Annotated in this window: 9 protein-coding genes and 5 tRNA genes; all 14 read right to left on the bottom strand. The window is 55.6% G+C overall.

Annotated features, from left to right (window positions below; genetic code table 11):
- On the bottom strand, positions 1-547 hold a 547-nt coding region (locus ACTUHY_RS08990; protein ID WP_442827225.1), incomplete at its 3' end, for a GTP-binding protein.
- A gap of 73 nt (positions 548-620) precedes the next feature.
- Positions 621-697: transfer RNA gene (locus ACTUHY_RS08985), tRNA-Met, on the bottom strand.
- A 6-nt stretch (positions 698-703) separates the two neighbouring features.
- Positions 704-779 (bottom strand) — tRNA-Thr (locus ACTUHY_RS08980).
- A gap of 3 nt (positions 780-782) precedes the next feature.
- Positions 783-858, bottom strand: a tRNA-Met gene (locus ACTUHY_RS08975).
- A gap of 5 nt (positions 859-863) precedes the next feature.
- Positions 864-948, bottom strand: a tRNA-Tyr gene (locus ACTUHY_RS08970).
- A gap of 22 nt (positions 949-970) precedes the next feature.
- Positions 971-1,046 (bottom strand) — tRNA-Thr (locus tag ACTUHY_RS08965).
- 132 nt (positions 1,047-1,178) lie between these two features.
- Positions 1,179-1,982, bottom strand: coding sequence for an undecaprenyl-diphosphate phosphatase (locus ACTUHY_RS08960; RefSeq protein WP_278673523.1), 804 nt, complete (start codon positions 1,980-1,982; stop codon positions 1,179-1,181).
- A gap of 143 nt (positions 1,983-2,125) precedes the next feature.
- A complete protein-coding gene (locus ACTUHY_RS08955) occupies positions 2,126-3,244 on the bottom strand; it encodes a 6-phosphofructokinase (protein ID WP_278673524.1) in 1,119 nt (372 codons plus the stop codon).
- A 21-nt stretch (positions 3,245-3,265) separates the two neighbouring features.
- Positions 3,266-3,727 (bottom strand): BREX-3 system P-loop-containing protein BrxF, encoded by a 462-nt coding sequence (gene brxF, locus ACTUHY_RS08950; protein WP_075579080.1) that lies wholly within the window; start codon positions 3,725-3,727, stop codon positions 3,266-3,268.
- 120 nt (positions 3,728-3,847) lie between these two features.
- On the bottom strand, positions 3,848-4,582 hold the full coding sequence (sigH, locus tag ACTUHY_RS08945; RefSeq protein WP_278673525.1) for an RNA polymerase sporulation sigma factor SigH: 735 nt from the start codon (positions 4,580-4,582) through the stop codon (positions 3,848-3,850).
- An 85-nt stretch (positions 4,583-4,667) separates the two neighbouring features.
- Complete coding sequence (gene rlmB, locus ACTUHY_RS08940; protein WP_278673526.1) at positions 4,668-5,435, bottom strand: 23S rRNA (guanosine(2251)-2'-O)-methyltransferase RlmB; 768 nt, start codon at positions 5,433-5,435, stop codon at positions 4,668-4,670.
- Between the two features lie 112 nt (positions 5,436-5,547).
- Positions 5,548-6,729, bottom strand: a complete 1,182-nt coding sequence (locus tag ACTUHY_RS08935; RefSeq protein ID WP_278673527.1) for an FprA family A-type flavoprotein — start codon at positions 6,727-6,729, stop codon at positions 5,548-5,550.
- Positions 6,730-6,901: 172 nt separating this feature from the next.
- Positions 6,902-8,254 (bottom strand): alanine/glycine:cation symporter family protein, encoded by a 1,353-nt coding sequence (locus tag ACTUHY_RS08930; protein ID WP_278673528.1) that lies wholly within the window; start codon positions 8,252-8,254, stop codon positions 6,902-6,904.
- Positions 8,255-8,276: 22 nt separating this feature from the next.
- Positions 8,277-10,034, bottom strand: a complete 1,758-nt coding sequence (locus ACTUHY_RS08925) for an ABC transporter ATP-binding protein/permease (RefSeq protein ID WP_278673529.1) — start codon at positions 10,032-10,034, stop codon at positions 8,277-8,279.
- Between the last annotated feature and the right edge of the window lie 20 nt (positions 10,035-10,054).

Here is a 10,054-nt window from a genome sequence, read left to right as displayed (position 1 = left end):
CTTCCAGGGCTTTCAGAGCAGAGCCTACGACGATGGGAATATCGTCTCCAGGATAGCCGTACTGGCTCAGCAGTTCACGGACTTCCATTTCAACCAGTTCGATCAGTTCAGGATCGTCCACTTGGTCAGATTTGTTCAGGAACACTACGATGGCAGGCACACCGACCTGGCGGGCCAGCAGGATGTGTTCACGGGTCTGAGGCATAGGACCGTCAGCAGCGGAAACGACCAGGATGGCACCGTCCATCTGAGCAGCACCGGTGATCATGTTCTTTACATAGTCAGCGTGCCCCGGGCAGTCGACGTGTGCATAGTGTCTGGTTTCGGTTTCGTATTCCACGTGGGCGGTATTAATGGTAATACCACGTTCTCTTTCTTCCGGAGCCTTATCGATATCAGCATAGGCTTCGAAAGTGGCTTTGCAGCCCGGAGTTTCGGACAGGACCTTGGTGATCGCCGCGGTCAGGGTAGTCTTACCGTGGTCGACGTGACCAATGGTACCAATGTTCACATGGGGTTTTGTTCTTTCAAATTTCTCTTTAGCCATTAGATTACCTCCCAACGCTTCCTGCTGTTTTTTTGGATTTTAAAATAGCCCCTTTACGGGGCTGTGTTGGTAATGGTAGCGGCGCACGGATTTGAACCGCGGACAGGCCGGGTATGAACCGACTGCTCTAGCCAACTGAGCTACGCCGCCATAAAATGGAGCTGATGACCAGAATCGGACTGGTGACCTTATCCTTACCAAGGATACGCTCTACCAACTGAGCTACATCAGCATGTGGTTGCGGGGGCTGGACTTGAACCAACGACCTTCGGGTTATGAGCCCGACGAGCTACCAACTGCTCCACCCCGCGATGTTTGGTGGAGAGAGAAGGATTCGAACCTTCGAAGCCAGAGGCGGCAGATTTACAGTCTGCTCCCTTTAACCACTCGGGAATCTCTCCACATTTGTCTGTCACGAATATTTGGAGCTGGCAAAAGGAATTGAACCCTCAACCTACTGATTACAAGTCAGTTGCTCTACCTATTGAGCTATGCCAGCGCTTTTCGTTCGTAACAAGGATAAGTATAAAGGAACTTGGGGAAATTGTCAACAGCTTTTTTAGAAAAAGTGTAAGGAATTTTATAAACTATGGAAAGGGGGTATTGCACGTCCTGCGCAACACCCCTTTTCTTACAGATAGAAATACCAGACCGTAAAGGCAGCCAGGATGATCCGATAGATCCCGAAGGCAGTCAGCCGAGACCGCTGGAGGAACTTCATGAACCAAAGGATGGACAGATAGCCTACCACGAAAGCTGTGACAAAACCGATGGCCAAGACCATCAGGTCCCCGCTGCTGAGGGCGGACAGATTCTTCAGCAGTTCATACAGACAAGCCACCACCATGATGGGCAGCGCCATGATGAAGGTGAAATCGGCCCCGGCTTTCCGATTCACGCCCACCAATAGGGCACCTCCCAAAGTAGACCCGCTCCGGGAGAATCCCGGCCACAGAGAAAGGAACTGGAAGAATCCGATGTACAGCGCCTGACGCAGGCTGATATGGTCCACATCCTGGACCAGTTCTGCTTCATGGCCCCGGATCTTCCGTTCTGCCACGATCATCAGCAGAGCACCCAGGACCAGCCCTACGGCCACTGTAGCCGGAGAAAACAAATATTTCTTGATGAAGGAGTGGACCAGATAAGCAAAGGCCATGGTGGGAACACAGCCGGCCGCGATATGCCAGCCTGTAAGGCCGCTGCCTCTCTGCCAGCCCTCTTTGGTCAGGAAACGGGCAAATCGCTCCTTGTAGAGCACCAAGACCGCCAGGATAGCCCCCAGCTGGATCACCACGTCGAAGATCTTGGCCAGGTTTCCTTTAAAACCGATCATATGGCCTACGATGATCATATGGCCAGTAGAAGATACGGGGATGAATTCTGTCAGGCCTTCCACGATGCCCAACAAGACTGCAATCAGATTTTCGCTCACGATGCACACTCCTTCTCTTTGCAATGCTTTTTAGTAATAAGAACTTGTCCATTATATGGCAAGGAAGCCAAAAAAAAAAGAGAAATCACGGATTTTTCTCAGCAGTTTAAGAAAAATTGTGATTCTCTTTTTCTGTGGCAGATTCAAGATCCCATTTTTTCGTCCCCGAAGGAAATCCCCACTTCCCGGCCGGTCCGGATGATATCCGAATCCACGGGCACCTGATGGGGCTGGGACGCCGCCCGGACAATGGGTACCCGCACGATGGCATTGGCCTGGAGGGCCACCATCACGTTGAATTCCCCATCCAGGCAGGCTTCCACGGCTGCCGCTCCGTATCGGGTAGAGAGTACCCGGTCATAGGCTGTAGGGGAACCGCCTCTTTGGAGATAGCCCAATACGGTGCAGCGGGATTCGATGCCTGTCCTGGATTCGATTTCCCGGGCCAGTTTCTCGCCTACCCCTCCCAGCCGGATAGGTTCGAAGCTGTCCTTCACCATCCGGGCGATGGTCATTTCTCCGCCGATGGGCTTAGCCCCCTCCGCCACGGTGATGATACTGAACTTCTTGCCGCTTTGCTGGCGCTGACGGATCTTCCGGATCACCGCATCCAGGTCGTAGGGGATCTCCGGGATCAGGATCACATCGGCCCCCCCGGCGATCCCGGAATGCAGAGCGATCCACCCCGCATAACGGCCCATGACTTCCAGGACCATCACCCGGTGATGGGATTCTGCCGTGGTATGGAGACGGTCCAGGGCTTCCGTGGCCATGGCCATGGCTGTATCGAAGCCGAAAGTCCGTTCCGTACAAGGCAGATCGTTGTCGATGGTCTTGGGGACCCCGACCACATCCACTCCACAGAACCGGTGGAGATCATAAGCGATCTTCAAGCTGCCATCTCCGCCGATAACGATGAGACAGTCGATGCGGTGATCTTTCAGGTTCCGGACCACCACGTCCCGCTTGTCTTCATAGATCACATTTCCCTTGGCATCTTCTCCCGCTGCATAATGGAAGGGATTGTCCCGGTTGGTCGTCCCCAGGATGGTCCCGCCCCGGGGCAGGATCCCGGAAACATCTGCCAGGCTCATCACCTTCATATCATTGCAGATCAGCCCATGGAATCCGTTGGAAATGCCATAGATCTGAAAGCCGTGATGGATGGCCGTCTTGACTACGGCCCGGATCACCGCATTCAGTCCCGGGCAGTCCCCGCCGCCGGTGAGCACCGCCAGGGTGCCCCTCTTTGTCTCCTGCATTGGGTTCACCCTTTCCCGTTCTTATTCCACTTCCCAGACTGTGTAATCCGCAGCAGAGATCCGGATGGATTCCGTGCCATCGAATTTGTCATAGCAGAGCAGCCCATCATTCACATATCCCGGCCAAGCCAGGACTACGGTGTAGGCTTTCCCCAGGGCATCGATGACGCTCTTGGGATCGATATGGAACACCGGTACGAACAAGGTCTGCACCCGGTCCAGCAGGATCACATCTCCCCGGTGTCCGGAGAGTTCCTCCGTCAGCATAGCCGGAGCCTGGGCTTTCCGTTCACTGGGCAGCAGCTTCAGGAATTCTTCCGTGATCAGCAGCCGGGTATCCACATAGTCCCAGCCCTTGGCTTCCGCAGCTTCCCGCAGCAGTTTGCTTTTCCCGCTGCCGGGTTTCCCTGTAACGATCAGGACCTTTTCTTCCTTGCCCTGTACAGCTTCCACTTGTTTCAGAAATTCTTCCATTTGACTCATGTGTATCGCCCTCCCTTTATATCCTTTGTTTTTCCGCTGTTGATACCATGTTATTCGCCGTCCGGAACAGAAATTCCTGCAAAGGCTCTCTTTTTCTTCTTGCAGCAGAAAAATAAATTGTCAGATTGTTTCAATTCTATCATTCTTCTCGTCGCCATCCCGGAGATGCTCCTTGGCCGCCATGATCAGGAGCCCTTTGTTCAAAGTCGCCAGATCCAGTTCGTGGTCCCGGCTGGCCAGGTATTTTTCCAGTTTCCGTTTCACCCGCTGGAGAGCATTGTCGATGGACTTGGTACTGCGCTGGAGTTCCTGGGCGATCTGCTGATAACTTTTGCTTTCCAGGTACTTGCACAGAGCCTGCCATTCCAAGGAACTCAACATGGCCGTCACGTTCTTTTCAATGTCCATGAAAGCCTCCTGGTCCACCAGCAGGTTTTCCGGATCCACTCCATGGCCTCCGCCCAGCATATCCAGCAGGGTCCGTTCTTTCCCCTCTTCGAATACCGGCTTATCCAGGGACACATAACAGTTCAGGGGCCGGTGCTTCTGTCGGGTGGCGCTTTTGATGGCAGAGATGATCTGTCGGTTCACGCAGATTTCGGCGAACACCTTGAAAGAGGCCTGTTTGCCAGGCCGGTAGTCCCGGATGGCTTTGAAAAGGCCGATCATCCCTTCCTGGATGATGTCCTCCTTCTCCGCCCCCACCAAAAAATAGCGGGCCGATTTGATTTTGATGAATTCCTTGTATTTGTCCAAGAGATAGTCCTGTGCCTGCTGGTCATCCCGATCCTGGATCAGCCGGATCAGTTCTTCATCGCTCAGGGTGTCATAGACTTTCCGGATTTCTTCCTGCAATGGTCCCGCCTCCTCTAGTGGATCCAGTCTCCTGGGGAGCTCGAGGCCGGGATGCTGCAGTGCCCTGCAGCATCCTCTGCACTCTTCACTCTTTACGCTGTACTGCTTTTTTCCGCCCCTCCAAGATCCGCTGCCGGACGATGTCGTAGAGCAGGATCCCCCCGGCCACCGAGGCATTCAGGCTGGAGACTTGGCCCAGCATGGGGATACGGACGATGAAATCGCAGTTTTCCTTTACTAGCCGTCCCAGTCCCTTGCCTTCGGCGCCCACCACCAAGACCATGGGCCCGGTGAGGTTGGCGTCGAAATACTGGGCTTCCCCATCCATGTCCGCCCCGGCGATCCAGAAGCCCCGCTTTTTCAGCTGCTTCATGGTCTGGGTGATGTTCCCGATCTGGATCACCGGCACGTATTCGATGGCACCAGCGGAAATCTTGGCCACCACTGCATTGAGGGGACAGCTCCGGCGCTGGGGAAGCAGCACACCGTGGACGCCGGCCGCATTGGCCGTCCGGATCAGGGCCCCCACATTCTGGGGATCTTGGAGCTCATCCAACAGCAGCAAAAGGGGCACTTCTCCCCGGCTTTCTGTCTGGGCCAGCACCGTATCCAGATCCTGGAAGGCCACGGGAGCCCCTTGGGCTGCCACCCCCTGGTGCCGGACTCCGCCAGCCAGCCGGTCCAGTACTTCCTTTGCGACCTTTTCCACCGGGATCTGCCGTTCCTCCGCCAGGGCCAGGATTTCATTGAGACTGCCCCCGTGGGTCCCTTCCTGGACCAGCACTTTATTGAAGGGACGCCGGCTGCGCAGGGCTTCCCGCACCGCATTCCGTCCCACGATGATATCTTCCATGGTTCCTCCTGATATGAGGGTGGGGTTGCCGCGGCTGCGGCAACCCCAGGCCCTGTTGTCCGGCTCAGCATTCCGGCCTTTGCGGCTTCCGGGATACTGGCTCCGGACGATGTTATTCTCCCTTGCTGACTTTTTCTGCAAAATCGAAGCCATACTGTTCAGCAGCATCCAATTCTTTGGGCAGCGGACGCCATTTCACATTGTACCCGGGCAGCAGTTCCATGCCGGATTCCTTGATCAAGGCTTCCATATCCTTTTCTGCGCCGCCAGCCCAGCCGTAGGTCCCGAAAGCCGCAGCCTTCTTGCCCGTGGGTTTCAGCCCCTTCAGGTAGGTAAGGAACCCGCCAATAGTGGGCATCATGCCGGAGTTCTGGGTAGGAGACCCAATGAGGATCCCTTTGGCCGTCAGCAGGTCGCTGACGATATCTGCCTTCAGGCTGCTTTCATAGCGGTACAGCTTGACCCGCATCCCCTGTTTCTCGATGCCCTTGATCATAGCCCGGGCCATAGCAGCGGTGCCACCCCACATGGTATCGAATACTACCAGTACCCGATCCACGGTTTCTCCTTTGCCCCAAGCTTCATACCGGCTCAAGATCCCTTCGATGTTGGAGCGCCAGATGCAGCCGTGGCAGCTGCAGATCATCTTGAGAGGCAGGCTCCGGACTAGTTTCACCGTATTAGGCACCAGTTTCCGGTACGGCATCAGGATGTTGGCGAAATATTTCTGGGCCTCGAAGAACATATTCTCTACTTCGGTCTCGTCGTCGAACAGCTTGCTGCAGCAGTAATGCTGACCAAAAGCATCACTGGAGAACAGGATCTGTTCTTCCGGACAATAGGTGACCATGGAATCCGGCCAGTGGAGCATAGGGATGGGCTGGAACACCAGGGACCGTTTCCCCAGGCTGACAGCATCGCCTTTTTTCACGATCTGGGTCTTGAAGATATCCCCATAATGTTCCTTCAGTTCATTGGCCCCTTGGACCGTGATCAGGAACGTAGCATTGGGGCAGGCTTTGGCCAGCGCCGGCAGGCTGCCGGAATGGTCCGGTTCCACATGGTTCACCACGATGTAATCGATCTTGGCCGGGTCCACGATGGTCCGGATGTTGCACAGCTGTTCCTCAGCAAAAGGAGCCTTCACCCCGTCGATCAGGCAGATCTTCTCATCCATGAGCAGGAAGGAGTTATAGGTGACTCCCCGAGGAGTGGCAAAGCCATGGAAGTCATGGAGGGTCCAGTCCCGGATCCCCACTTCATATATATCGTTGACGATGGTACGAGCTTTCATGTTGGATCTCCTTTCAAAAAGACAATTCCATTTTCGCCCTATCATTATACTATTTTCCCCAATTAAAGACAATTTAAAAAAGAGGCTGTTGCATGCGCAACAGCCTCTTTTTGAGGTCTCGAGACCCGAGACCGAGCCGCTATGCGGCTTATGAGACCGGGGTGTGAATGATTCACACCCCCTTCTTCTCCTCTTTCACATGCTCCATATACTTCCGGGTCTCGGCCACCACCACGCCGGACAGGCCCAAGAGGGCAATCAGGTTGGGGATGGCCATGAGGCCGTTGACGATATCTGCCAGGATCCAGATGGATTCCAGTTTCAGGAAGGCCCCGCAGCCCACCAGGAGGATGAAGCCGATCCGGTAAGGCATGATCCCTTTCGTCCCCACCAGATATTCCATGCACCGTTCTCCATAGTAGTTCCACCCCAGGATGGTGGTAAAGGCAAAGAGCACCAACCCCACCATGAGCATATAGCCCCCGAAGGTAGGATAGGCCTGGAGGAAGGCTGCATTGGTCAACGCCGCCCCATTGAGGTCCGTCTTCCACAGGCCGCTGATCACCACCACCAGACCGGTCATGGTGCAGATGATGATGGTGTCGATGAAGGTACCAGTCATGGAGACCAGCCCCTGCTCCGCCGGCCACTTGGTCTTGGCGGCAGCCGCCACGATGGGAGCGCTCCCCAGGCCGGATTCATTGGAGAATACCCCCCGGGCCACCCCGTTGCGCATGGCGAACAGGACGCTGGCGCCCAGGAAGCCCCCTACGGCCGCGGTAGGATGGAAAGCATCATGGAATACTTCTGCAATGGCTCCCGGCACCTTATCCGCAAAGATCACCAAGAAACCGATGGTAGAAACCATATAGATCACCGCCATGGCCGGTACGATCTTAGAGGCCGTCTTGGCAATGCTCTGGAGTCCTCCCAGGGTGATGGCCGCTACCAGGATGGTGAGCACCACAGCAGTATATTCCACTGGGATCCCGGCGTTCAGCTGGGTGATCTGGACGATGGAGTTCACCTGGGCAAAGGTCCCGATGCCGAAATAGGCCACCAGCACCCCAAAGAAAGCAAAGGCAATGGCCAATGGCCGATAGGCCCGTCCCAGACCGTTTTCGATGTAGTACATGGGACCGCCGGAAATCTGTCCTTTATCATCCACCGTACGGTATTTCACTGCCAGGCAGCCTTCTGCATATTTGGTAGCCATACCGAAAAAGGCCGCTACCCACATCCACAAAATGGCTCCCGGACCGCCGGCCTTGATGGCCGTAGCCACCCCTACGATATTCCCGGTCCCTACCGTAGCCGCTAAAGCGGTGCACAGGGCTTTGAAGGAATCGATGTCCCCTTCCCCCTGATTCTCCGCGGAAAAGATCAATTTCAGAGACCGGGGCAGCCGGAACACTTGGAGGAATCCCAGCCGGAAGCTGAGGAAAATCCCCGTTCCCACCAACAGGACCAGCAAAGGCGGCCCCCAGACAAAACTGTCGATCTGATTCAGCAAAGCAATACTCATGATAAACGACTTCCCCCTTTTTTCATTGAGCCCGCAGGCGCTCCTCAGCCATCTCCGGTGTCTCCAGAGACGCCGTATGTGTTTCTTTATTTAAAGCCAGCACCCGCTGGTGATAGCGGAGCAGCGTGCTTCTGTGTCCTACGCTGACCAGGGTGGTCCCGGGCAGTCTTTCTGCCAGTACCTGGTACAGTGCTTTTTCCGTCTCTTCATCCAGGGCGGAGGTGGATTCATCCATGAACAGCCACTGTGGCTCATAGAGCAGGGCCCGGGCAAAGGCCAGCCGCTGCTGTTCCCCGATGGAACACACATGGGACCAGTCGCCCTCTTCCTGGAGATGGCAAGCCAGATAGCCGATCCGGCACAGGTCCAAGGTCTCTTTCAGGACTTCATCGGAAAACTCCCGGGTGCCGGGATACAGCACCGCATCCCGGAGGGTCCCCAGGGGCAGATAGGGCCGCTGGGGGATGAACATGAGATTCTCCTGGGGCGGCAGGACTACCTTGCCTCGGGCAAAGGGCCAGATGCCTGCCAGAGCCCGGAGCAGAGTGCTTTTCCCGCTGCCGCTGACCCCTTTGATCAGCACATTGGTCCCCGGAGCCAGGGTCAGTTCCAGAGGTTTCAGGATGGGCCTGCCATCGGGCAGATCCACTTCCAGGGGCTCCAGCCGGAGTGTCCCATCGGTACTTTCCAGCCGTTCCACATGGCTCTGGCTGCCGGCCGACTGGACCCGGGCCATATCTTCTTCAAAGCCGGTGAGCCGGTCCACTACGGCCTGCCATTCCGCCAGGGAAGCATACACATCCACAAAGTAGGAAAGAGAATCCTGGACCCGGCCAAAGGCTGTGGCCACCTGCATCAGCCCCCCCAGGGTCAATTCCCGGCGCAGGAACCGGGGAATCGCTACCACAAAGGGAAAGATGATGGCAATCTGAGAATAGCCGGAACTCAGCCACACCAGCTGTTTCTGCTTCAGGACGATTTTCCAGAAATTCTCCAGCAGCAGGGCGAAACGTTTCTTGAACACCCGGCCTTCCAGTCCTTCTCCCTGATAAAAGGCTACGCTTTCCGCATTTTCCCGCATGCGCATCATGCTGAACCGGAAATCCGCTTCCCGGCGCTGCTGGGAAAAGTTCAGAGCCACCAGTCGGTGCCCCACCCGATGGGTCAGCCAGGTCCCCAGGGCCGCATAGGCCACCGCCACCCACACCATATATCCGGCAATATGCCAGGTACGGCCCAACAGGGTAAAGGAAAAGGGACCGGACAGCTGCCACAGGATCACCACAAAAGAAAGCAGGGTACACAGGGCCTTGACGATCCCTACAAAGAAGCCCAGGGTCTTGGTGACGAACAGGTTCACATCTTCACTGATCCGCTGGTCCGGGTTGTCCATCTCTTTCCCGAACATTTCCAGCCGGTAGTAGGTCTGATGCTGGAGCCACCGGTCGATGTACCGGTTGGTGAGCCAGCGCCGCCAGTTCAGCACCAGCACTTGCTGGAGATAGTAAGCATAGACAGCCAGGATGATATAGGTAAAAGCCAGCAAGGTGAACCGTTTCAGCTGGTGGAAGATCTCTTCCGTCTGATAGTTCTGCAGAGCCGTGTAAAAAGCATTATTCCATTGGTTCAGCAGTACCAGCATGGCCACCACCGCCAAGGTCAGCAGAAGGATGGCCAGCAGTAAGGCATAGGCTTTTTTCTTTTCTTCACTTTTCCAGTAGCTGCGGGTCAGGCGCCACACCTGAGAGAGCAGTTTTTTCGTACCATTTGTTTGTTTCACGTGTCCTTCACCTTACATAA

The sequence above is a fragment of the Acidaminococcus nyctereutis genome (assembly GCF_052216985.1).
In the GTDB taxonomy this organism is placed as follows: Bacteria; Bacillota; Negativicutes; order Acidaminococcales; family Acidaminococcaceae; genus Acidaminococcus; species Acidaminococcus fermentans_A.
This window is presented reverse-complemented; position numbering and strand designations above follow the sequence as displayed.

Excerpts from the sequence above, each read along its gene's own strand:
- rlmB (WP_278673526.1), bottom strand. The coding sequence starts at position 5,435 with ATGGAAGATATCATCGTGGGACGGAATGCGGTGCGGGAAGCCCTGCGC.
- ACTUHY_RS08930 (WP_278673528.1), bottom strand. The coding sequence starts at position 8,254 with ATGAGTATTGCTTTGCTGAATCAGATCGACAGTTTTGTCTGGGGGCCG.
- ACTUHY_RS08955 (WP_278673524.1), bottom strand. The coding sequence starts at position 3,244 with ATGCAGGAGACAAAGAGGGGCACCCTGGCGGTGCTCACCGGCGGCGGG.
- ACTUHY_RS08935 (WP_278673527.1), bottom strand. The coding sequence starts at position 6,729 with ATGAAAGCTCGTACCATCGTCAACGATATATATGAAGTGGGGATCCGG.
- brxF (WP_075579080.1), bottom strand. The coding sequence starts at position 3,727 with ATGAGTCAAATGGAAGAATTTCTGAAACAAGTGGAAGCTGTACAGGGC.